Here is a 26,202-nt window from a genome sequence, read left to right as displayed (position 1 = left end):
ATTGGGGTCTGCCGCGCTGCACCAAAGACAAAAAGGGTCGGGAAACGACTGGAATGTATCGATAATCTGGGCCGATTTTGGCCCATGTGTGTTTCACCGTCGCGAGATTTAACGCGGCCCTGTTTGGGCAAATAAAATGAGTTTTCCTTTCGCTAAGAAAGAATTCGAAGGTGCTTGGCGTTGGACCGGTTCGACCCCCGGCGCACAACAGGCCCCGGTTTTGCCAACACAGAAAGCTTCAAGCCAGCCGGAATTTTCGGACTGGCTCTCTGGCTTTGTAAACACCGTCTTCGGACGCGATCGGTCCCATTTGCCGAAGCGTCGCCCCGGTATCGATACCCTCGAACCCCGTCTCCTGCTTTCCGCCGATCCGCTGACCTCTGTCGCCATGACGATGGCGGCGGGCGAAGCGACGCTGCGGGTGGCCGAGGTCGAATACAACCGCGGCACCGAGGATAACCCCGACAATGTCACCGAACGCCGTGTCCAGCTGATCCAGGGCGTCACGGCGGGGGGGGCTGACAACGTCGTGGCCGAGCGTCGGATCATCGAGATTGACGGCCAGAACCGTGTCGTCACCGGCGGTTGGGACGAGACGAGCTCGATCCTGACCGATCTGACCGTGACCGGCAGCGCGGGCGTCGACAAGCTGACCATCGACCAGTCGATCCTCAGCCTCGCCGATGCCAACCAGTTCACCATCAACCTCGGCGGGGGTGAAGACGAGATCATCGGGCCCGAGGCTTCGGCCGGCCTGGTCTGGTCGCTCACCGATACTGCCGGCAGTGGCGAGCTGTCGCTGCTGAAACCCACAGGCGACGCCACCAATCCGACGGCTGCCGACCGGACGCTGGATAGCCGGGTGACCTATGACGGCGGACGGGACGAATTCCTGACCTTCAGCGGGGTCAAGAAGATCACCGCGGGTGCGACGCGGGATATCATCTCGGACCGCACCGGCGGCGCGGCGGAATATGCGCTGACGTGGTCGACCTCCGGCGATATCACCCTGAACCAGAAAACCACCGCCACGGCGGTTGGCGGCGCGCCCACAGGCGGCGTCGGTTTCGTGATCGAAGGAGCCGAGGGCCTTGCCGGTGACGGCACCAACGACCTGCACGTGAACCTGTCGAGCCAGTCGGTCTCTGCCGCCCTCCCGGGCGCGGACCTGAACGCGGAAAGCGGCGAGATCCGCCTTTACAATACCATCGACCTGTTGCGGCTGTCGCCCACGATGTTCGAGACGCAGAATGCGACCGGCATGACCGGCACCGGCGGTGTCGACATCGGCCGGGCCGGACGCGGGGTGGATATCAACCTCGGCGGCGGCGTCGACAAGCTGGTCGGGACCGACGACCTCATCGAATGGCATGTGACGAGCCGGATCAGCTCTTCCATCGAGGCACAGGGCACGCTGAGGTTCTACGACTTCGAGCAGAACCCCGCGACGCCTGCCGATGCGGATACCTGGGTCGAATTCACCGGGACGCAGGCCCGTTTCTACGGCGTCGATGAAATCGTCGGCGGCGACCGCGATGATCGCCTGATCCTCGATTACACGGCGGGTCTGCAAGTCGTCGTGAAGGGCACCGAAGACGCACCCACGGTCGAGGTTTCGGGTGGCGGCACCGGCGCTCTGAAGGCCTCCGCGGTTGAGGTTCTCGACGCCCGGCAAGGTGGCGCGACGATCGATTATCGCAGCCAGACCTATGACGTTTCGATCGATTTCGGACTGGGCGAGGCGACGGGCTTCCTGTCGATCAGCGGGTTCACGGGCGCTTATACCGGCTCTGGCAACGATCAGGTCATCGCGGCGGCCGACACGACCCTGATTAGCACGGGCGCGGGCGAAGATATCATCACGCTTACCCGTTTCGCGGCTGCGGCGACCATCGACGGCGGCGCGGGCGATGACATCCTGCGCGGCGACACCGACGCGCGTTCCGATGCCATTGCCTATGTCGATGACGGCGACCCCAACACGCCCGAGCCTGTCGTGGATGCCAACAATGAGTATACCGACCCGCTCGGCAGCGAGTTCAGCATCAACGTGCTGGACGCCGATGGTGCCGACGGCTCCTTCCGGACGGTTCTGGCGAACGGCACCGCGCAGGGCGCGACGGCGACCTTCGAGAATGTCGAAGAGATCGAAGGCCAGGGCGCGTCCGGCGACGACGACCGACTGATCATGAACCTCGCCGGCACCTCGCCGGACATCGTGTGGAACGTCACCGATGTCTACAAGGGTGTGATCACCGCCGGTGCGGTGACGCTGGCCTATTCCACCATCGCACGGGGCTCCAACACGGGGACCCGCGACGTGACGTTGAGCTATGCCGGCAATGGCGGGTCAATCGGCGAATACGTGGGCGACGTGATTGTCGATCTCGCCGACGAGGTCGCGGCGGGCTTCAACAAGTTCACCGGTAACGTGCAGACGCTGATCGGCACGGCGAAGAACGACGCGCTGCTCGGCAATGCCGCGACGACGCTGATCCGCGGTCTTGCCGGGAATGACCAGCTTGGGCTGGTCTCTCTGGACGGAGCCACCGCCGAGGGCGGCACCGGCGATGACATTCTTGCTTATCGCAATGCCACCGGGACGGTCGCTCTGACAGCAGACGCGTTAACCCAGACCAATGGCACCACGACGGTGACGGCATCACATACGGGCATCACCGACGCGATCATCCTCGCGGACGAGTCCGACACCGCTGGCGTCACGATCAACGCCGCGACATTCGCCGGCAGCACGACGCTGCGCGGTGCGGGCGGGATCGACGCGCTGACCAGCGGCCTCGGGGACGCGAATGTCTTCATTGCTTCCGGCGGTTCGGACGCGATGACCAACAGCAATACGACCGATGGCGCGCTCTACGTCGGCACGGAATTGGTCGGCAACTACACGGCCGCCAACACCTCTGCCACGGTGATCACCGTGAGCACCACGGGCGCGACCGATACGCTGACCGGTGTATTCTCTCAGATCCGGCTGATCGGTGACGACGATGCCAACACCTTTGACGCCTCCGGGCTGACCCATGCCAGCGCCGCACTCTATGGACAGGGCGGAGACGACGCCCTGACCGGCGGCGCGTTGGACGATACGCTTTCGGGCGGCGAGGGCCACGACAGCTTCGTTGGCGGCGGGGGCACGGATACCTTGCTGGAAATCGGGTTCCGTTCCTATTTCCTCGGCGCCTCGGGCCTGTTCCACGATAACGCAAGCGATACCGGTTCCGTTCTGAGCGTGGACCTTCCCGCTTCGGCCGAGGATGACGACAGCTTCCAGCTGGTGATCGTGGGCCTTGACGGTGTCGCGCTGTCGACTGCGTCGCTCTCCTTCACCGCCGAGACCTCGCAGGTCGAGACGGCTATCGGTGCCCTGCGCCAGTTCGACCCGACCGCTTATGACGTGAATATCACCCGCGACAGCAACGACCGGATCACCCGCGTCGAGCTGGCATTCAAGGCAGGCTACACGGGCCGCGACCTTGGCCTCGCCATGACCGCCCGCGGGATGCATACCGCCACCGCAGGGGGCACGGCCGCGTCGTTCGAAGAGACCGGCACCGAGACGGCTGGCACGCGCACGGTTGCGGTTGAATCCATCTCGGGCGTCGAGAAGGCGGACCTCACCTTCGAGAGCCAGATCGCCGGCTACGCCGATGTGGCCGGGTGGACCGGTGCCGTGAAGGTCACAGGCTCGGAACGGTCCGACCGCGTGATCCTCGGCGCGGACGACAGCGCCGCCCTGGGAGAGGGCAACGACTACCTGACATTGACCGGTGCGGGCGCCGTGGCGGCTGGCGTGGTGCTCGATGGCGGCGAAGGCTACGACCGCCTGATCGCGCAGACCCCGACGCAAGAGCTGACCCTGACCGATACCACGGTGTCCTTCGGCTCCGGTGCCTCGGTGAACTACGCGGCTTTCGAAGATTACATCCTGCTCGGCTCGACCGGGGCCGATGTCATCGACGCCAGCGGTTTGGGCGCAGGCGAGCTGACGGCGGATACCCGTCTGTCCACGCTCAACGCGGGCGCCGGCCTGCCGATCCGGTTCTCGGACAACGAGACCATGGAAGTCGTGAACCGCAGTGCCTCGGACGATACTCTGGCTCCCGTGGCCTTCGACAACGGTGAACGCGCCTACGACGTGAAAGTCATCCACGGCGATGGCACCGAGGATTACGTCGACATCTTCGGTGACGCCGAAACGATGCAGGACGTGCTGGACGCCTTCAACGCCGTCGCGAACCTCTCGGCCACGATCACTGGTGGGCAACTCGTCATCACGTCGAGCATCTCGGGCACGCTGCGCTTCGAAGGCGTCGAGGTCGATAACTCCGGTGCGGTTGGCAACGACCCGAACGCCGTTGTCCAGAACATCTTCGTCGATACCTCGATGCTGGAAGCGCTCGGTCTGTCTGAAGTGGCCTTCAGCGGCGACACCGTGACCTCGACCCTCGGCAGCGGCACCTCGGCCCTGATCGACGGCGGCGCGGGCGACGACACGGTGACCGGCTCGGCGGGCGATGACCTGATCATCACCGGCGAGGGCGTCGATTCCGTGGACGGCGGCGCGGGGGTGGACCATCTGCTTGTCGGCGCTTCCGGACTGGCGGGTGATTTCACCGTCGTCACAGCCTCGGGCGGGCGGTTCGACGTGACGGCAGGCGGCGCGGTCGTGACCAACCTCGACAGCGTCGAAACGCTCGAGATCCGCGGCGACACCTCGGCGCAGACCGTGACCGCGACAGATTGGACCGGCAACTTCATCTACCGGACCGGCGGCGGCGCGGACACCATCGCGAAATCCGCAGGCCCCAACACGATCGTCGTGGATAACCCGACGGGCACCCTTGCGGCGCCGACGATCACGGGGACCGGCCACGCGCTGGACCGTGTCTACCTGTCTCTCAGCGGCGAAGTCACGTCGGATATCTCGGCGCTTGTGTCGGGGATTTCCGAAGCCGTCACCATCGGCGCCACGCCCGTGAACATCAACGATGCCCGCACCACGCGGGTGATATCCAATCTGACCGGAAACCTGAACTTCGCGCAGGACACCGACTTCAGCGGCGGCGGCGAGGTCACGATCGAGGCGGAATCGATCACCGTTACCAACAACATCGCGCAGGTCGGCTCTGATCCGAACACCGACCGGCTGATTTTCAAGACCACGAATTTCTCGCAGGAGCGCGGCACCAAGATTTCGTCCAACGGTGACGTCATCTTCGTCGGCCGGGACGAGGACCGCCGCTGGACCTCGGGCTTCTACCAGATCAACGCCACCGACATCGATTACAAGTTCGGCGTCGACGGCACCTCGGGCGACGCCGAGGTCGAAGGTCGCAACATCCGGATCGACCTGCGCGCGGGCAAACTGCCTGCCGAAGAGATCTCCACCGGCGATACCCCTGACGGAGGCTTCAACTTCCTCAAGTCGCTGGAAAGCGCGGGTCTGGCCATTCTGGACGTGCTGGAATCCATGTCCCTGCTCTCGGCGAACTCGCGTCTGGTGGCGCGGGTCGACCTCACGGCGACCGAGCATTCGCGCTTCACCACGACGGGCACTGGCGAGCATGGTGATCTGGATATCCGCGTTGTCACCGAAGGGGCGAACTCTGCCAAGCCGATCGCAATTCTTGCCGGATTGGGCTTCGCCCTCGGGCAGGTGTACCAGCACGTCACGATTGAATCGGACCTGCAGATCTCGGGCGACATGGATCTGCGTTCCATCGTCGACCTGTCGAACTCCGCCACCGCAAGCTCCGGCGGCCTCGCCGGCTTCGGCATCGGGATCGCGGTCACGGTGACGCTGATCGAAAACACGGTTTCCGTGAAGCCGAAATCGGGCAGCGATATCGTCGGTGACCTGCGGGTGACCGCCGACACCATCGAGCGCATCTACACCGAAGGCTCCGGCAGCAGTGGCAAGGATGGCATCCTTGCCGTCGGTATCGCCGTGGAAGTCGGCATCAACACCACCACCGCGCGCGTTGCGGGCGCCGATTTGTCGGTGGGGGGCAATCTGGTCGTGCAGGCCAGCAACCACAAGATGGCGCTGGTCAAGAAGATCGGCTGGGTCATTCCGTTCCAGACCGTCGGCACCACTGCGGGCGCGTCCACCGGCACCGTCTCGGGCGGCAATTTCATCGATGACGTGATCAAGGGGCTCGACCCCAGTAGCCATGCGAAATCCATCGCGGTCAACAAGGCTGCGAAGAAGAACGACAGCAAGTTCCTCAACTGGATCGACAAGAAGATGACGCCGGCCGAGGATCCGCAGCCTCCGAAAGTCCAGATTTCCGGCGGCATCGGCGTCCAGATCGACCATGACACCGTCACCGCAGCACTTGGCAACGCGGACGGCACCGCCAGCCTGATCAACGTGGCGGGCGAGACCAAGGTCAACGCCATCGCCTCCGTGCGTCCGAAGATGATCGCAACCGCGCTCAGCTCCAACGAAGGGGCGGAATCCGGTTCGAGCACCGCGGCAGGCGCCGTGGCGCTGAACGTGGCCGACATGCACATCGACGCCGAGGCCCTGATCGAGGCCGGCGTGACCCTGCGCGCGCAGGGCGCGGTCTCTGTCAACGCGAGCTCCGAGAACAAGATCGACCCCTTCGGCATCTGGGGCGGCAACCTTATCAAGCCGGTGCTCGACGCGGCCGGCAACCCGACCTACAGCCTCGACAACGGGGTGCTCACGGACGGCGACGGCGATGCGGTCACCGGCTCGGTGGACATCTCCGCCGGCGATCTGGTGCAGGACGGCGAGACCCGCTGGCGCGCCAAGCTGCCGCAAACGGGCATCGATCTGACGGCGGAGGATTTCGCCAACGAGACCGCCAACTGGGAAGAGGTCACGCCCACGGGCACGGCCGTGACGGTCTTTGGCACGGCGGCCAACTACGTCGATGACAACTTCGGCCTCGCCGGCAACCTCTTCGACGTCTGGGCGCAGAGCTATGCGCGGGGCGAGACGTTCGGTCTGGCGATTTCGACCTCGGTCATCCTGCTCGACTACACCGCGAACGCCGAAATCAAGGATGGCGCCAAGGTCGTCGTGACCGCCGATGGCACCGATGCCGGCACGTCCGGCGCGGATCACGATGTGAGCGTCACGGCGTCGGCCCAGAACGACATGATCGCGCTGCACGGCAACTTCGCCCCCTTCGGACCGACCACCGGGGACGGCGATACGCCAAGCCGCGATAAGGGCTTCAAGAAGGGCCTCGGCAGCTTCTATTCGAACTACAAGAAGGAAGTGAAAGGCTCCAAGGCGGTCCAGAACCCCTTGGGTGAGGAGGAGACCGAGAACGCCGTTGGCGCCGCCGTCTCCATCCTGTCCGAGACGACCTATGCAACCGCCACCATCGGCGATGCGGTGATCATCGCCAACGATGTAACGGTGACCAGTTCTGCGAAGCATCTGAACTTCGGCATTGCGGCGGCGGGCGGCAAGGGCGGCAAGCTCTCGCTGAACGGCTCGTGGAACCACACTTCCGTCGACAGCAAGGCTGTCAGCCGGATCGGCTCCGGCGCGAATATCACGCTGTCGGGCAATCTCGACGTCGACGCGACCGAGATGACGCTGGTCGTCCAGTTCGCGGGCGCGGTGTCTCAGGCGGAAAGCGTTGCGGTGGGCATCTCGGGCCTCACCTTCCTCAGCGACCGTCGGGCCGACGCCCACGTCAGCGGTGGCGCCGGGGGCGGCAGCATCTCGGTCGCGGGCAACGCGACCTTTGATGCAGAGGTCAAGGGCGTGATCATCGGCGGCGCAATCGCTGCCGCGGTGGCCAAGCCGGCACCTCCCGCAGATGATACCGCCGGTTCGGGCATATCCACCGATAGTGCCGCATCGGATTCAGGCGGCACCTCCTCGCTGCCGGACGGCGTGAGCCAGCAGGCGTCCAACAGCAAATCCGGCGTTTCCGTCGCCGGTTCCGCGATCGGCTACGAGGAAGACATCTACGTCAACGCCGACATCACCGGCCTCGCGACCCTGACCGCCGGCTCCCTGAGCCTGCGCGCGGCGGACAAGGCCAACCGCATCCTCGTCACCGGCGGCGCTGCTGTCACCACGTCCAGCAAGGGCGTCGGGGTGGCAGGCGCCTTCGTGGTGATCGACAGCGTCAAGGAAATCTCCGCCACGGTGGCGACCGGAGCCAACCAGGCCATGGACCTGACGGCAGGTTCGGTCCTGATGAAAGCCTCGGACGAGGCGGTCTACTTCAGCCTCGCCGTCGGCGTTGCCGTCTCCAAGGGCTCCAAGGGCGTTGGCGTCTCAGGTTCGGTCACCGTGACCGTGGCCAAATCGACCATCGACGCGGGCTTCATCGGACAATCGGCGGCGAAGATCACGCTGGATACGACGGGCGCCGTCGACCTGAGCACGCGCAACGATTCCGTCTGGGTCCACATCTCGGGCGCGGGCGCCTATGGCGGCGCGGCGGGCGTCGGCGTTTCGGTCGGGGTGGCTGTCATCGACAGCCTGCTCGAGACACATGTCGATCACGTCGTCAGCGCCACTGCCACGAAGGCCGCATCGCTGTCGGCGACGGCCGTGAACTCCCTGACGCTGGTGAACCTCAGCTTCGGCGCGGCGGTCTCTGGCGGCTCCAAGGGCGGCGCGGGCGTCGGCATGGTTGCCTTCAACGTCTATCGCGCCTCAACCGTCGTCAAAAGCGAAGGCGCGGATCTGGAAATCGGCAATGCGGGCGGTGTGACCCTCGTGGCGTTCGATGAAACGGCTCTGGCTGCAACCGCGGGCGGGGTGGCGATTTCGGGGGGCAAAGGCGCGCTGGGCGTTGCCATCGCCGTCAACCTCGCCAAGGAGGGCGAGAAGGGCTCCGTCAAACGCGGCACCGAGGTGCTGCTGACGAACACCAGCCTGAGCGCCGATACCGGTCTGGTCAGCACCGTCGCGGTCAGTGACCTCACCATGGTGGCCATCGCGGTCGCCGGTGCCGGGTCGCAACGCTTCGCGCTGGCGGGCAGCGCGGCGGTGAACCGCAACGACATCGGCACCAAGGTCAACGTCGACGGGGGTTCCGTCCTCACCGGCAATGGCTCGATCAAGTCCGAGGCGGTGAACGTCTCGGATCACACCGCCCTTGCCGGCGGTGTCGCCATCGCGATCAATCCAACCGCCGGCGGCTCGGGCGGCGCGGGCATCGCCGTCAACCTGATCGACACGGCCGTCACGACCGAGGTCAACGGGACTGTCACCGCCGAAAGCGGCACCGTCACCGTCGGCGCGCGCGCCGATCAGACCAATGTGACCGTCGCCATGGGCGGCGCAGGCTCGGGCGGATTCTCCCTCGGCGGATCGCTGGCGATCTCCCATGTGGGGGGCAACGTTTCGGCCTCCATCGCGCCCACGGCCGCGAAAACGTGGAGCGTGCAGAACCTGAACGTCACGGCCAACGACACCTCCTCGGTGACGTCCATCGCGGGCGCATTGGGTGTCGGCCTTTCCTATGGCGGCGTCGGCCTAGCCTTCGGCTTCGTGAACATCACCCGCTCGGTCACGGCGGCGATCAACGGTCCGGTCACGATCAACGCCTCCGGCCACGTGCAGGTTCTGGCGGGCTCCCGCCGTGCCGAGGGCGCGGGCGAGGATGATCCCTACCTCGCCAATGCCGTCGACGGGTTGAGCGATGATGCCTTCAGCGATGAAGAGACTGGCGTCGCGAAAACCGACCTGAAATCGCAGGTGGTCAACATCACGGCGGCGATCGGCGGCTCGAAGATGGTGGGCGTGGGCTTCAACCTCGCGCATACGGTCGTGGATCGCACGATCAGCGCGAGCGTGGGTGGCAATGCGACGCTGAACCTCAACAACAATGACGCCGCGGTCCTTCCGAACCAGTCCGGGCAAACCGCTGGCCTGACCGTCAGCGCCGACGATTCCTCGGGTATCGTCGTGGTCGCCGTGGGGGCCGCCGCCGCCGTTGGCGCGGGGTCCGCGATCGCCGTCGCCATTGCGGGCAGCGTTGCCTATTCCGAGATCGAAAGCCACGTGGTCGCCGAGATCGGCGCCGCAACGATCAACCTGAACAACCGCGCCGATCTCGCCGTGTTGTCGCGCAATTCCTCGCTGATTGTCTCCGTCGCCATCGGCGCCTCCGCCGCTGTCGGCGGCACGACCGGCTCCGGCGCGGTCGGCTTCTCGGCGGGTGTGAACCGCGTCTCGGGCGAGGTCGGATCCCGCCTGTCGGGCACGATCACCGGCACCGGTACGGCCGCGGGCGCCAACAACATCTTCGTCGACGCCGAGAACGAGGCGCATATCGTCTCCATCTCGCTGGCCGCGGCCATCTCGGTCTCGACCGGCGGCAAGGCGGCGCTGGCGGGCGGCGGCGCGGGCAGTGGCAGCATCATTCGCGGCGCGACCTATGCGGTCGTGAAAGACGCCACCATCAGCAACGCCGATGCCATGTCCGTGGACGCCGAGGCGACCTCGATCATCACCACGGTCGTTCTGGGCGTTGCCATCTCGGTCACGGCGGGCGACGGCGGTGCCGCGTTCTCCTTGGGCGTCGCGGTTTCGACGAACTCAACCGGCGGACTGGGCCGGGACATCGAAGGCCTGCCGACCGACGCGGGCTACATCGTTGCCTCGCGCATCGTCGGCAGCGACATCACCCTGGGTGGCGCGCTCAACGTCAATGCGCTGTCCGATCAGAAGATCACCGCCGTCGTGATCGCCGCCTCCGTGGCGGTTGCCGCGACCGGTGGCTTCAGCCTTTCTGCCGCGGGCGCCGGGGCGGGAGCCGGAAACTACGGGCAATCGCGCGTGCTTGCCGAGATCGCGGGCACTTCCTCCGCGAACCGCGTGGTGGCCGAGGGCATCTCCGTCCACGCGATCAACGTATCGAAGATCACCGCCGTCATCGGTGCCGCCGCAGTCGGCGTGTCGGTCGCAGGCGGCAGCGCCGTTGCAGTCGCTTTGGCCGCGGCCGTCGCCGTGAACGAGATCGAGGCCTCCACCGTGGCGCGGGTCACGAACCTGACCCATGCCAACGGGCTCAACGCGGGCTCGGGCGCATTGAACATCTTGGCGGATACCACGCGCGGCAGCGGTGGCTCCAAGCAGATGCTTGAAATCAATACGGTTTCCGTTTCGGCTGCCGTGGCCGTCGCGGCCTCGGGCGCGACCTCGATCGCGGTTTCCGCCTCGGGCGCCTTCGCCTTCAACCGGATCACGGGCGAGACAATTGCCGAGCTGACCGAAGTCACCAATGGCTCTGCCGGCACGGTCATGGTCCGTGCCCAGAACGAGGCCGATATCGACGCGAACGTCGTCAGCGTCGCGGCTTCGGTCGGGGGCAGTGGCGGTGGCGGGGCGCTTGGCGTCTCCATCGGTGCGGTCGTCGTGTCGAACAAGATCGGCACGTCGGACGATGCCTTCGAGATCACGGCGCGGGTCAAGGACGCCCGCATGTTCGTCGTCGGGGCGATGGATGTCCTCGCGACCAACACCTCGACGATCAACGCCAGCGGCTCTGCCGCTTCGGCGGCAGTTGCCGTCTCCACCGATCTGGCAGGCGCTCTGTCGGGTGCCGGTGCCGGTGTCTACAACACCGTGCGCTCGCAGACGCTGGCCGAGGTCTCTCGTGCCAGTGGCCCCAAGGGCGCGGACAACATGCTGACGGTCGGCAGCCTCGCGGTGTCCGCGAATGACACCTCCGACATCGACGCGGTTGCGGTCGGTGCGGCGGTTGCCGCAGCGGTGGCCGGTCTGGGTGTCGGCATTGCCGTCTCCATCGGTGTTTCGATTGCCAGCAACGACATCGCCAACAGCGCGGTCGCCAAGATCGAGGACGGCAGCCTTGCCTCCGATCTTCTGGTCCTCGCCGGTCACGATGGCGGCACCGGCGGCTCGATCTCGGTTCTGGCCGAGAACAATGCCACGGCCTTCTCCAAGGCTGTCGCGGCATCGGTCGCGGCGTCCTTCGGCCTCTTCGGCGGGCTTGCCCTGTCGGGGGCGGGCGGTCGCGCCGACAACCTCGTCAGCAATGTCAGCGAGGCGCTGGTCACCAACGCGCGCCTCAGCGTGCAGGGCAACCTCGGCACCGGCGCGCGCGATCACGGCGGCATCAAGGTCGAAGCCAAGAGCGATACCGACCTGACGGCGCATATCGTGTCGGTCGCGGCAGCGGCATCGGGCGGCCTCATCGCGGGGGCGGGCTCCATCGGCGTCTCGATCCTCTTCAGCCAGGTTGGCGGCGACAAGGCGTCCGATCGCGAACATCGCACCCGCGCGGTCGTGTCCGGGTCGGTGCTCAACACCGTGGGCGCGATCACGATCAACGCGAACGCGGAAGAGACCCATCACGTCGAGGCCGCCGCGGCCTCGGTCGCCATTGCCATCGGCATCGGCGGCGCGGTCGCTGGAGCGGGCATCGGTGTGACGGTCACGAACTATTCCACGGTCGAGGCGCTCTCGGACAACAGCCTGCTGGTTGCAGGCGGCAACATCTCGATCACCTCCTTCGCCAAGACCATCGTCGATGACACCGTTCCGCTTGGAACGCCCTCCACGATGGTCGGCATTGCGACATCGGTCGGGCTTGGCGCGGTCTCGGTCAACGTGAACATCCTGCGCGTGGACGTGCAGAATACCTCTCACGCCTACATCACCTCGGACGCCAATTCCGGCGTCATCGTGGATGCGGGCGGCGATCTGACGGTCGAGGCGGATTCTATCGCGACCATGGTCGATCTGAACGGCGTCGGCGTCGCCATCGCAGGCGGCAGCGTTGCCGCCACCGGCGGCGGTCTCAACATCACCATGACGGCGGCAAACAGCGTCAAGGCCATGATCGACCTTGGCGGCAAGGGGGCCCAGGTCCGGGCCGTGGCCGGCGATATCATCGTCAAGGCCAGTGAGGTCGCGGACTTCGGCAGCGAAGTGGTGAACCTGAACGTGGCGGCCACCGCCATCGGTATCGCCGTGGGTGCGGCCGTGGTGACGAACCGCCACACCTCCTCGGTGGAAGCAACGATCAAGGACGCGCGCGTCACCGGCAAGACCGTGACCGTCAATGCCGTCGCGGACGTCAATATCGACGAGACCCAGACCACCGGCGTCAGCGTCGGCCCGGTTGCCGTCGAAGTGAACGTGGCCACGGCGGAAGCCAACGGCCAGACCCTCGTGACCGTCGAGAACGCCGTGGTCGTGGGGCAGGATCTGGTCGACCTCGTGGCGCGGTCCAACCTGTTCCTGCGCTCGACCGCGACCGGCGTGTCGGCGGGCCTGGGCGCCTTCGGCTCTCAGCATACCTATACCGAGGCCGGGCAGGATCATGCGGTCGACGTGGGCGTGAACATCAACGCGGGCGCCGAGTTGGTCTCCAATCAGGTCAACATCATCTCCGATCTGGTCACCGACATGTACGCCGATTCCACGGCTGGCGGCGGCGGCGGCCTGACGGCCCTCGGTGCGCTGAGCAACGTGCTGGATAACGCGACGTCGAAGATCACCGTCGTCTCCGGCGCGAAGATCGAAGGCCAGGGCGTCAACATCGCGGCCCGCGCGGACCGCGAGATGGACGGCAGCGCCGATGCGTTCTCCATCGCCGTGGCCTCGGGCGCCGGTGCAAGCCTGACACTGCAGGCGCTTGGCGACGCGATCGTCGAGTTCTCCGAGGGCGCCGGGCGGACAAAGATCACCGGTCGGGCGATCCAGATCGACAGCTACAACAAGGTCTACAAGGAATCGATCATCAACTCGTCCAAGTCCAACACGGTGTATTCGGGCGCGGGCAACCTCGCCGGTCTCAGCATCATTGGCACCACGGCCGACATCGGAACCGCCAGCAACAAGTCGAGTTCCAACGTCATCCTCGGCGACACCTGGATCGAGGGCCAAGGCTCCTTCACCAACCCAAGCCGCGTGACGGTCCGTGCGTTGACCAACCACTCGGTGGCGGATTCCGTCGCGGTGGATGCGGTCTCCGGTCTTGCCGGCCTCGCGGTGGCGACGACGTTCCAGACCGTTCATGCCGATACCAACGTCTCCATGGACGGGGCGTTCATCGACAACCTCGGCGGCGAGGTCATGATCGAGACCCGCGCCAACCTGCGCAACACCACCGATGCCGCCGTCTTCCAGACCGGCGCACTGTCGGCGAACCTTGGTATCGACGCGAAGGCCGAGACCTATTCCGAGACGAGCATCGACGTCGCTGACTCCCTGATCGAAGGCTCGCGGGTCGAGTTGAACGCAGGCAAGGCCAACGGCATCGTCAACTCCACGGTCTCGCGCACGGCCGCCAACGGCAGCCTCGTCTCCCTCGGGATTTCCCTCGGTGTGGCGCTGCAGACCAACACGACCGTGCTCACCTCGAGGGTGAATGTAACCGGGGCCAGCACGATCAACTCCGCCGGCAACCTCGTGCTCTCGACCGAGCGTGGCCTGCATCAGGAAAGCAACGATGGCCTTGTGCTGGTGCTTGCGGTGCCGCCTTACGGATACAATGTCGCCAACCAGGGCGGGCATTCCTCCACCAACGACGTCAACATCGACAGCACGGCAACCCTGCGCGCGGGCGTGAACTACCAGACCTATTACGAGGTCGGATACGTCGGGCCGAACTCGATCAACCAATGGGCCGACAACATCAGCAGCGGGGATGCGCCCCGTCAGATGACCAATGCCGAGAAGGCTGAAATCGGCGTTGCGGCGAACCAGGATTACGTCATCGGCTACTGGGACTCCCAGAACCTCGCCATTGATCTCTCGGCCGGTGACATTGTCCAGTTGGACGCGGCGAACATGGACCGGTCCACCGGTACGGCGGGCAATTATTACATGTTCCTCGGCACCGGCACGACGCCGGTCGTGACCCAGGCGACGGATTACACCAACACCGCGATGTGGCATGACCTCGGAGCGAACCCGAGCCAACAGCGGCAGGACGTTGCGGTCAATTCCAATGCGCTGGCCTACATGCGCGATGCCTTCTTCGAGCAGATCGTCGTGGTGCGCGCGGCGCGTCTGGATGATCCGATCATCTCGGTCGGTGAGTTGGCGACCTTGCTGGCCTCGCAGTATCAGCAGATCCAGGGCTGGATCCGCGACCACAACTCCAACCCCGAAGCCCTGGTGCGTTACAACGCGCAGCTTGAACAGATCGAAGCGCAGATGCTTCAGCTCGGGCTGACTCCGCCGAGCGCGACCAATGGCGTCGTCAACGAGACCTTGCAGGCGATCTTCATCACCATGCCCGACATCACCGCGGCGCCGGGCTCGATCTACATCCATAGCGATGCTCCCGCCTCGGCCTACTCGGGCCTCGTGACCGGGACCAACCCGACGCTTCTGGCGCACAAGGATGTGCAGGTTGATGTGAAATCCGACCTCTTCATGATGCACCGCATCAATGACGTGGTGATCAAGGACACCCGGATCGCGCGGATCAGCGACGCGACGGGCGACTACAAGGAATTCACCGCGGGCAACATCTACGCCAATGATGCGCTTGTTCCCGGCAGCACCCAACGCACGGGCGACGCCACGGCCGAGATCGATATCCTGATCAACTCCGGCAACAAGAGCACTTACGCCTATATCGACGCCATCGCGACGGCCTATGCCGCCAACAACTTCGTGCCAGACCCCTCCAATCCCGAGAACCTGATCCCGGCGACGCTGCCGAACCTGCCGCCCGACCTCTATCTGCTCGGCGCGCTGGTCAATGATATCGGCGCGGTCAAGGTCACGACCTCCACGGGCGCAGTCCGCCTGACGGGCACGATCCTTGCCAAGACCGTCAACATCTCGTCCGGCGGCGACTTCATCGTCTCGACCGATTGGTATCATGCCGGTCCGAACCCCCGGACCTACACCGGGGTACTCGATTGGCGCGAGTCCATTGAATCGAACGGTCCGGGCCTGTCCGAGAAGGGTGACATCAACACGGACTACGGCGTTCTCAACAGCACCACGAAAGGCACCGCGGAGGGGGCAGACAGTGCCGCCGCCATTGAGGCCGCCAAGACGGCAGCCGCCGCGCAATCGGCCGTGATCGCCAACGGCGTGGTTTCCATCGTGGCAACCAATGTGAACGTGAACGGCTTGATCCAGTCGGGCGTCAAGGAAGCCTCGATCTTTATCCCCGAGTCCTTCGTACCGCCGAGCACCAGCCGATCACTCCTGACTTCTGCCGATGAAGGTCTGGGCGGCATCCAATTCGGCTCTGTCAATGGCACCCAGGTGCCACTTACAGGCCGTTGGGACGCGACCGAGCAGGCCATCATCCTCGATGACATGGCATTTGCCGGCGGTCGGATCGAAATCACGGGTAACGTCTTCTCGACCGGGAAAGGCCAACTGCTCGTCGCTTCGGGTTATGCCAATCTCAGGATTCAGAACCACTCCAACCAGAAGCTGATCCTGAACAATATCGACACCAGCCTCGACCGCGAAGGGGTGATCCAGATCACCGATACCCTCGGCAAGGATGCGAGCTGGGCCGCCAAGCGCACGGTCTATACCGAGAATGCCGGCGGCATGGATGTGACCGTTTACCGAGGTGATATCGCGCGTGATCCCGTCACGAACGACTTCCTCGGCGTCACCTTCACCGCGTTGGGCACCACGAGCCTCAATACCTCGACCACGCATTACAACCCGAAAGATGGAACCTTCTACATCTGGACAGAGGGCCAGAAACTCACGCTGCAGACGATCGAGACCTACTACGTCAAGACGTTCAACTTCTTCTTCGACTTCCACGCGGGCTCCGGCACGCTGCTCTCGAAGGAAATCACGCCTAACGATCCGCGGCCGCTCGTGGAAAGCGAGGCCATTCAGGCGCTGAACGAAATCAAGGCGCTTGGCGGATGGGTGGGCCTCGTCAACGAGGACAACCAGGCAATTTCCGGGGTGCCGACCGATGACGCCGCGATCATCGGACGTTTCAAGAATATCGGAAACGCCAAGGTCGAATTGACGAACGGCAATATCGTCAAGCACGACGGCACCTATTATTCTTTCATCGGTCTGAATGGCGACGCCGGGGTCAAATTCGAAGTCGAACTGAGTGACATGTTCACCTCCAGCGGCAATCTGAAGACCAGCTTCGGCCCGGGCGAACTCGATCTGACCGAGAGCTTCACCACCACCACGACGCCCGACTTCGACGAATCCGATGCGGACAAGGGCGAGTTCCTGTCCGACTTCAAGAACAAGACCGTGACCGAGCGTCGTTGGTCCGAGGGCGGCGGCTACCTGAAGAAGAAGACCGTCTACGAAGAGACCACGACCGTCGAAGGCATCAAGAAATACTGGGATATCGGCCTGCGTGCCGACCATGCGATCGAGGTCGGGTTCCTGACCTCTAGCGCAACCCCCACGGTGGTTATCGAAAGCGTTGGCGATCTGCAGATTGCCGGCAACATCGAAACGGCGGCTCATGCGCACGTCACGATCAACAACTCGTTCAGTACGGCCAGCAAGGCCATGGGCATGAATGGCGGTGCCGTGATCGCGACCGACCGGGTGTCGATCACAGGCCAGTTCCAGGCCATGCGCACGAATGGCAGGGTCGACCTCACGCTGGTCACCTTCGTTGCGCCAGCCGCGCCCGTTGCAGCCACGTTCGGAGCCTTCTCGCTCTTTTCCGCGGCGGCATCGACTGAACCCACCGCGCCTGCGAGCGCCCAGTACATCGATATCATTTCCAATGCAGACATCGAGATCGGCATTGGCTCCAACACCAACGCCGATGGCTCTGTCCTCATCAAGCGCGCATGGTCGAACGGCGGCAACGTCTACATCAACGCGCCGCAGGGCATTTTTGCCGACACCGTGAATGGCACCGACCCGCATATCCGGGGCAACCGTGTCGAGCTGCAATCGACCGAGTCGATCATCGGCACGACCAGCAACCCGATCCTGATCGACACCGATCACCTCGCGGTTGACGGCGGCTTCACCGCGGCGTCCGCCCTGGGTGTGCACGTGGTCGAGACCGAGGGCGACATGCACCTCGTCAAACCCACCAAGATCCGCACGAGCTTCATCCGTGAAGATCAGGGTGACGCCACGATTTCCGTTGGCGCGCTGGAAGGTGTTGTCAGCCTCGGCACGTGGTCGGGCAACATCCTCGATTACAACTTCGAGGATGACACGGCTCTGACCGAGGCCCGCCTCGCGGCCTATCTCGATCGCTTCGGCTCTGAAGATGCCTCGCGCGTTATCGCAGGCCGCACGCTGGATGGAGAAGTCCGGACGGCGAACAGCGCCTACAACGATTACTGGGCTCTCGTGCGCACACCCGGCGGCGGCGGTCCGGTTGACGCGGATCTCGACAATGTCGATGCCTTCAACACGCTGGTTGCGAACACCGCCGCCGCGAACGAAATCACCGAGGCCGAGGCCCGCGCGCAGCAGACAGCACGTTTCGCGGATATCCATGCGGCGGAGTACGACAAGTCGTTCCGCGACACGGCCAGCTACAATGATTACTACGAGCTGATCTACGTGGATGGCGAAACCGTCGCGCTCACGGAAATGTCGACCTTCAAGGCCGAAGCCGCCACGCAATTGCGCAACCAGTTCGGTGCCGGTCTCGCGGAGACTTACGGGTCCATCCACCTGTTCCTTGCGACGCAGGACGTGGGCGCGAATACCGATGTCAGCGACTACATCAACTCCATCCACGTGGACTCCGTCGACAAGCCCGACCTGGCAACCATGCCCGGCCTGAAGACGCTCGTCGCCACGGAAAATCCGGGCGCTACACCGGAGGAACTTGCCGAAGCCGAGGCCGCGGCGGTCGATCGGTTCCGTCCGATCCACGATGCCCTTTGGTCCGCAAGCAACGCGACGCTGGTCACCTATGTCACCGAGGTCCGCGACGGTGCCGACACTGCGGCTACCTTCGATGTGGACGAGGAACCCGACGTGGTCTCCATGTTCTTCGGCGCCCGTGGCGATATCGACGACGAGATCGCCGACGGCAGCCTTGACGCTCTGGTGCCGGGCTTTGACGGCGTGGCCGCCCTCGCGTCGATCAACACGTCGCTCGAGTATCGCTTCAAGGAGCTGCACGAAGCCAACAAGGATCGCGAGCAGAAGGCGACCTATGTCGAGAGCCTGTTCCTTGAGGACGAGGCCCGCGAAACCGCCATCGATGCGGAACTGGACAAGATCGGCGCGATGAACGCCGCGCTCCCCGCCGCCGTGGCCAGCAAGCTCTATCCGCTGCTGCAAGTCGGCGCGATCCTTGGCGGTGCCACTGCGGCAGCCGAGAATGCCAACATCATCGCGCCGGAAGTGATCCTGAACGCGGCCGGCGACAAGGCCGCGGGCGAAGGCCGGATCGGCACGCTGACAGAGCCTGTGGATATCGACTTCACCCTCGATCTGACGATCGACGACTCGCTCTCCGACGCCGAGAAGCAGGAGCGTCTCGACGCGCAGAACCTGCGCCGTGCCCTGCAGACGCAGGACGTGATCGATATCGTGCACCAGATCTACGTGCGGACGGGTGGCGAGATCATCCTCGCCGTCGGCGACGAGCCGGCCGAAGGCGCTTTGGCGGATGACACCAGCAACTGGACCAAGATCGATCTGGTCTACGCGGACCTGCTGAACCCCGTGCCGACCGACATCAAGACCGGCGAGGTTCTGGTGATCTGGAACGTCTGGCCCGATCAGACCGGTGGCGACGCCACGGCGCGCACCTACAAGCTGTTCCAATACGGCGGCACCGATACCACGGTTGATCCGCAGACGATCAACTGGGCTGATCCCGGCACCAGCTGGACCGACATCACCGATGCGATCAACAAGGTGCCCGAGGCGGGCAGCATCACGCTCGACAATGGCGATTTCTTCAAGGATCTCTGGGACGTACAGCGTGTCTCGGCGCAGCCCTTCGCGGATGTGAACCTGCGGGCCTCCACCCCCACGGCATCCATGCTGCTGCAGATGATCTCGACCGGCATGGCGGGCATCGGCCACGACGGCGTGGAGTTGAACGTGCGCAAGGCCGACAGCGGCGGCTTCCTCCGTATCCTGACCACCGGCAACCTTCTGGACGTCTCCGGCACCGCCGGGGCGGCCGCCACGGCTCAGGAATACATCAGCCTGATCTCCGACGGCGAAATCGGCTCGTCCGAGACGGCCTTCACCATCGACGCGTCCGGTGACAGCGTGCTGCTGGTGCAAGCCGCGCGCGACGCGAACATCGAACAGCTCGGTGGCGATCTGACGGTCGAGCGCGCCCTTGTCGGCGGCGACCTGACGCTGTCCATGAGCAATGGCCTGAAGATCGGCGACATCGACTCCATCGGCGGCACCGTGACGCTGAACGTGGACGGTGACGTCACCGATCTGGCCAGCGATGATGATGATCCCTCCGCGGATATCACCGCGGTGCGCTTGGTCCTGAACGTCGGCGGCAGCTTCGGCACCACCGACGATCGGATCGAGACGAATATCGGCACGACCGTCGAAGGCACGGTCGGCGGTACGCTTTACCTGCATGAACTGACCGTCCTGACGCTGGCCGACAAGGGCCTGACCGTCACCGGCTTCGCCGATATCCTGTCGGAACAGTCGATCCAGGGTGCCGTGGCCGGCACGCTGTCGGCGGCTGGCCTGACCATGCGCTCGAACCTCGGCAACATCGGTGGCGTGGGCCAATCCCTCGACATCCTGCTGACCGGTACGAACACCGTGCTCAACGCCCAGGCCGTGAACGAGGTCTGGCTGACCTCGCGCGGCGATATCCGGGTGGATACGGTCCAGTCCGGCAACGTTGTGACCATGTCCAGCAGCACCGCAATCTCCGACGGCAACCTCGACACCGACGCGAACATCACGACCCAAACTGCCCGTCTGCAGGGGGCCACGATCGGCTCCGAGGCCAATCACCTCGAACTCAACGTCACGCGCGTGGCGCTGGACGCGGGGCTTGGCGGTGCGGTGGTCGAGAACCTCAAGGCGTTGTTGATCGACGAGAATTACTACGACGGCTTCGCGGTCAAATCCTTGGGTAACGTGCGCATCGTCGTGCGCGAAACCACCGCCCTGACCGATGACCTCACCCTTTCGGGTGACATCAGCGTCGGTGAAACCGGCGTCACGGCGAAGAACCTGACGTTCAATGTCGGCGACGACTTTGAGCAGACCGCCGCAAGCTCCATGACCGTGACCGGCTCGATCGTCTTGCAGGTGGATGAAGGCGTGAGCGACGGTGAAACGATCACCCCGGCCTTCGGCGATCCCTACCAGATGGGGTCGACCGTCAATATCTTCGGCGAGATCTCTGCCGCGACAACCACCATCATCGGTAATAGCGACGCTGACACGATCCTGATCCAGCCCGGCACCTTGACCGGCGACGTCAGCGTGATGACCGGCGACGGCACCGATACGATCACCGTCACCGAACTGGGCGAGCGCGATCCGCTGGACAGCTTCCTCCTCGATGGTCAGGGCAACGCCGATGAATACATCATCAACCGTCGCAGCGGCGTGGTCAGCAACGTCATCACCGTGAAGGACTCCGGTGCCTTGGATGACGGCGCCGATATCCTGACGATCAACGGTCGCGATGGCGCCGCGGACGAGGTGCTTGTGCGCAAGAACTTCATCGCGCTCCTGAACGAGAACCTGGACGGCTCGCGGTCCGACAAGTTCGAGCGGATCAACTACGACGGCTCGATCAATGGCCGCGTGCGGGTCAACACCCTCGGCGGCGCCGACATGATCGCGTCCGACGACACCAGCACGCTGATCACGCTCGATGGTGGTGCCGACGACGACACCTTCCAGATCGGCCAGATGTTTGGCTCCGATCGGATCGTGCCCAACGTGTTGCTCGGCGACGAGATCGAGACCAATGAGACGACGCAGGGCTTCCTCTCGGTCGGCAACAGCCACCCGATGGTGGTCTATGGCGGTCTGGGCGAGGACACCTTCAACGTCTATTCCAACAAGGGTCTCACCAAGCTCTACGGCGAGGATGGTGACGACACCTTCGTGGTCCGCGCCTTCGTGCTGGCTGAAAACCCGAACAAGACTGCCGGTGGCGGCGATGCCGAGGCCTTCGGCGGCGGCGGCGACGACAGCTTCCTCTACAACATCAACGCGCCGCTCGCGATCGACGGCGGGGCCGGGATCGACAGCATCGTGGTGCTCGGCACCGAGCGCAACGACAGCTTCCTGATCACCGAGCAGGGCATCTTCGGCGCCGGTCTCAACATCAGCTTCGAGGGCGTGGAACGCGCCGAGATCGACGGTCTGGAGGGCGACGACAGCTTCTACGTCCAGTCCACCGCCGCGAACATGACCGTGACGGTCATCGGCGGGCTCGGCTCGGACTTCATCAGCGTCGCGGGCGACGTGACCACCGATATCGTCTCGCTCGAGGTCGAGGGATCTTCGGGCATCGTCAACCATTCGGTGCAATCCGACGACCCGGCCTACAACGGGATCTTCGTGGACGGTCTGCGCCTGAACGTGGCCAACGAGGGCTCGGGCCTCTTCGAGGTCGACACCAGCGGCCTCGCGGTGCTGGAAGAGGGCGGCACCCACGGGTTCTACCGCATCCGCATGACCGAGGCGGTCGCGGCAACGGCCTACCTGACGGTCTCGGCCACGCGCTCCTCCTCGCAGGATCGCAGCCTGCCGGGCGCGCGGAAGGCGGAATCTATCGCCGTCTCCTCCAACTCGGCTTCGGGCTACCGCTCGGCCACCGTGCTGACCTTCACCAACTCCACCGCGTGGCAGACGGTCTACGTGCAGGCGCCGCAGGATGACGCCGCCGAAGGCACCCGCAAGATCGTGGTCTCGCATCAGGCGGTAGCTGCCACCGGCACCGATGCAGAGACAGCCGAGAAGATCGGCAAGACCAAGATCGCCAACGCCGAAGTGACGGTCTTCGACGACGACGCCTACGGCATCCGCGTCGACGGCAACCCCTCCTCCATCGACGTGGTCGAAGGCGGCTCGGGCGTGACCCTGAACATCACCGCCTCGCGTCAGCCTGAAAACGGAGAGGACATCTTCTACGTGGTCGACTTCCCGGCCGGTGATTTCACGGTCACCAGCGCGGATGAAACCTACACCGAGGTGGTCGACGGCAAGCTGCAACTCAAGTTTACCGAGGACAATTACGCCGCCGGCATCGACATCGTGGTCACCGCCGTGGACGACACCCTCGAAGAGAACCGTGAACGGCAGACCCTGTCGATCACCCTCGACACGGCTGCGACGACCCAGGCCTCCTGGGTCGATACGGCCGAGGCGACCGAGATCGACGTGCGGATATTCGACAACGACAAGGGCGAGGTCATCGTCACGGAAACCAATGGTGACACCATCGTTTCCGCGACGAACCCCGACACCTACACCCTCGTCCTGTCGAAGGTGCCCGAGGAACATACCGAGGTCGTGGTCTCGGTCCTGACCGACGGTCAGACCATCGCGGGCAGCACCGATCCGCGCTGGAACGCCACCGAAAAGACGGTGACCTTCACCGACGAGAACTGGGATCAGCCGATCACGATCGAGCTGACCATCGGCACCGTGACCGAAGAGCCGCAGCCGACCATCAAGCCGGGCGCGCAGAACCACCTGCTCTCGGGCATCCAGGGGCCGCTGTTCCTCTTCGGCGGCACCGGGCCGGGCGCTGACCGCGCCATCATCAAGGGCATCACCCTGCCGACCGAGACCGATACCGATCTGGTGCAGGTCTCCAATCCGGTCAATGAAGACGAGCAGACCGACCGGTTGGTGATGTTCAACGACGGCAGCGCGGCGGTGCAATCGGGTCGCCTGGAAGAGGGCAACCTCTCGGGCTTCGACATGCGCGCCACCGATCTGGAGCTGAATTTCGGCACGCCGACCACGCCCGATCCGCGCAGCTTCCGTGCCGGGATCAACTACGAGAACATGGAAGTGGTGGAACTGCTCCTCGGCTCCGCGAGCGACACGCTCGACATCGACAGCACCGCGGAGGGCGCGCTGACCGTGGTCCATGGCGGCGGCGGGGCGGACACGATCCGCGTGACTGCCGATGCCCAGGCGGGCGGCGCCGACCGGATGCTCGCCATCCTCGGCGACAGCACCCAGGACGGCATGCGCTACAACAGCACGACCGAGGCCATCGACGGCTCCGGCCGCCGGTTCGCAGTAGGTGGCAATGACGTGATCGACGCCAGCGGCGCCTCGGGCTTCGTGATGGCTTACGGCGGCGTCGGCAACGACAATATCACCGGCAGCAACTTCAACGACCACCTGCTTGGCGGCTCCGGCGATGACACGATCAACGCCCTCGGTGGCTCCGATCACGTCTACGGCGACAACGGCCTGCGGATCGACCAGTCCGTGCGTCTCGACCAGCAGGACCAGCTGATCACCATCGTCACCGCGCAGGTACAACCGGACGCAGGCTTCAACCCGCAGACCGGCGATGCTCTGGGCGCCGCGGGCACGGACCTGATTTCCGGTTCCGGCAGCAATCTTGTGATTGCCGACTTCGGCATCGTGGACCAGATCGGCGGCACCAACCGCGCCTACAACACCGACAACCTCGTGATGGTCCGCTCGCTGCGCGAGGACGAGGGCGGCAACGATGTCGTCACGCTCACCGGCAATGGCCGCGACATCGTCGTTGCCGGGGCCGGCACGGACGCCGTGACCACGGCCGCCAGCGAGGCGATCATCTTCGGCGACACCGCGATGCTCACCTTCGCGCTTGACGGGGTGCAGCCGATCATGGCGACGACCTCTCCCGCCAACGGCGCCATCGGCGACAACGACACGATCAACGGCGGCTCCGGCGAGGAATGGGTCATCGGCAGCGTCGGGGTGGACGAGATCCATCTGGGCTCCGGCGGTGGCATCGCGCTTGGCGACAACGGCCGGATCGAGGCCGACGCCGCGGGCAACCTCCTGCGGATCGAGACCATCGAAAGCGCCATCGGCGTGGGCGATATCGTCACCGCGGGCAACGGCACCACCTTCGTCTTCGGCGGTGCCGGGGCGGATGACGTGACCACCGCGGGCGGCGATGACGTGATTGCCGGCGACATGGCGGTACTGACTTTCGAGGCAGGGGTCCGCTCCTTCTTCGAAAGCGTGATCGAAGATCCGGCCCATGGCGGCAACGACTCCGTCTCTTCGGGTGCCGGTGACGACTGGGTGATCCTGGGCGAGGGCGATGACACATCGCTCAGCGCGTCGGGGCTCAACATCGTGATCGGCGACGCCGGTGAGATCGAGGGCGAGGGCGCGACAGGCTTCTATCTCCGGGTCGCCTCCACGCAGCCATCGACCGGCGGCGACGACACGATCACCGGCGGCTCGGACCGCGACGTGCAAATCGGCGGCGCCGGGGGCGATCTGCTGCAGGGCAACGCCGGCAACGATCTGCTGCAGGGCGACAACGGCCTGCTCTATCGCACCGGCTCGATCGAGCGGGGCGAGCGCACCTTCGAGAGCACCTTCATCGAGGACGGCGGCGACGACACGCTGATCGGCGACACCATCCCGGACCCCACCATCGGGCGCGACGTGATGATCGGCGGCATCGGCGACGATCTCTTCAGCCTCGATTACGGCACCGATATCGCGGCGGGCGAATTCCTGCGCCTGCGGTTCGAGCCGCAGGGCGATGGCCGCGATCTCGTGACCTCGTTCCTGACCCCGGCCGTGCGCGATCTCGACCTTCTGGTTCAGCTCACCCTGGGTGTGAACTTCGCCTCGGAACGCACCGAGTTCATCGGCGTGGTCGCCAATGACGACGACCTCGACCTGGGCGATTACACCAACCTCGGCACCCTGCGTGGCGACCGTATGGACCTGCTGTTCATGCCGGCCGAATTCTTCGGCGAGGCGGCGCTGGAAGACCTCCTGTCGCTGCTCAATACCTCGGGCGGCAAACTGGGTCTCTCGGGCTTCCGGATGATCTCGGAAGAGCAGCTTCTGGGCGGCGAAGGCGTCAACCCGCTGACCGAGGATGGCCTGCCACCGCAGCAGGACGGCGACCAGCGCGAAGGCACGGCGCCGGACCTCGACGAGGCGGCCCTGCAACCGGGCGGCGCGGCGGATCTCGAGCAACTCGAAGCCGAGATTGCGGCCTTCATCGCCCAAACCGACCAAACGCCCCCTTGGCAGATGGGTGGCTGGCGCATAGGCACTTAAGTCAACGATCTGAATAAATTGGT

The 26,202-nt window shown here is 64.8% G+C and carries 1 protein-coding gene; it reads left to right on the top strand.

Going from position 1 to position 26,202, the window contains the following annotated elements; genetic code table 11:
- Positions 1-310: 310 nt before the first annotated feature.
- Positions 311-26,179 carry an LEPR-XLL domain-containing protein gene (locus KYE46_RS16360; protein ID WP_219002133.1) on the top strand — a complete coding sequence of 8,623 codons (25,869 nt, stop codon included), beginning with the start codon at positions 311-313 and terminating at the stop codon, positions 26,177-26,179.
- The last annotated feature ends 23 nt before the right edge of the window (positions 26,180-26,202 follow it).

Source organism: Gymnodinialimonas ceratoperidinii, from assembly GCF_019297855.1.
GTDB classification, from domain to species: domain Bacteria; phylum Pseudomonadota; class Alphaproteobacteria; order Rhodobacterales; family Rhodobacteraceae; genus Gymnodinialimonas; species Gymnodinialimonas ceratoperidinii.
The sequence above is the reverse complement of the archived record's forward strand: the minus strand, read 5'-3'. Positions and strand labels throughout refer to the sequence as shown.